The following is a 1,046-nucleotide window of genomic DNA, read 5'->3' as shown; positions in this document are numbered from 1 at the left end:
CGCGAGGCCCCACGACGACCGCCCGAACTGGTCGCCCACCACGATCGGCCCGAGCACCGACTGAGCACCGCTGTAGACGAGGTGGTACAGCAGCGCCTGCCCGATCAGCAGCACCAGCCAGGTGTGTCGCACGACCTCGCGGAACCCGTCGCCGAGGTCGGCGAGGAAGGTCGGGCGCGCACCCTCGGGACGGGCGTGCGGCACGTCGAGGCGCGAGAAGCAGTACGCCGCGATCGCGAACGTCGCCGCGTCCACGCCGATCGCCCAGCCGGAGCCGACGGCCGCGACCAGGACGCCGCCGAGGGCGAAGCCGACCACGCCGGCGCTGGTCTGCAGCAGGGCCCGCTGGGCGACCGCCCGGGCGACCAGCGCGGCCGGGACCGTCATCCGGGTGAGCGCCGCCGACGACGGCTGGCTGAGCGCCCCCAGGGAGCCGTTGACCATCCCGATCACCGCGAGCATCGGGATCGTCGCCCACCCGCCGACCAGCAGCACCGCGACCGCGGCCTGGGCGACCGCGCACGCCGCAGCCGAGCCCTCGAGCATGAGCTGCCGGGGCACCCGGTCGCCGAGCACGCCACCGAACAGGACCGTGACCACGTCGGCCAGCGCGTACAGCGCCACCACGAGCCCGAGGTCGGAGGCCGATCCACCGAGGTCGAGAACGGCGAACGCCAGCGCGACCGGCGTGATGGTGTTGCCGAGGGCGCTGGTCGTCGTACCGGCGACGAGCAGCCGGAAGTTGCGGTGCCGCAGCGGGCGGCCGGGCCCGGCCTCGGCGGTGTAGGTGGCGCTCACGGCACCATGCTCATTCGCTGGCGAACTATTCGTCAACGAAATTACTTCTAGGATGCGGGCATGACGCGGGACGAACCTGCCGAGGACTGGGCCGATCGGCACGTCGCGCGGTGGCGCGACCACTGGATCGACGTCCACTTCGAGGACGACGTGGAGGCGATCGTGGTCCGCATCGGCCGCCTGGCCAAGCACTTCCGCACGGTGAAGCAGGACGCGCTGGTCGAGACCGGCCTGCAGGACTTCGAGTA

General features: G+C 72.4%; 1 protein-coding gene and 1 pseudogene. One reads left to right on the top strand and one right to left on the bottom strand.

The window, feature by feature from the left end; all coding sequences use genetic code 11:
• Positions 1 to 798, bottom strand: a 798-nt coding sequence (locus Q0L15_RS19690) for an MFS transporter (RefSeq protein ID WP_296606291.1), incomplete at its 3' end; no start/stop codon positions are given.
• 60 nt (positions 799 to 858) lie between these two features.
• On the opposite strand from Q0L15_RS19690, the pseudogene Q0L15_RS19685 reads away from it, so the two are divergent.
• Positions 859 to 1,046 (top strand): annotated as a pseudogene (locus tag Q0L15_RS19685) (MarR family transcriptional regulator); the annotation flags it as partial.

It is taken from the genome of Nocardioides sp., assembly GCF_024509035.1.
Taxonomy (GTDB): Bacteria; Actinomycetota; Actinomycetes; order Propionibacteriales; family Nocardioidaceae; genus Nocardioides.
The sequence above is the reverse complement of the archived record's forward strand: the minus strand, read 5'-3'. Positions and strand labels throughout refer to the sequence as shown.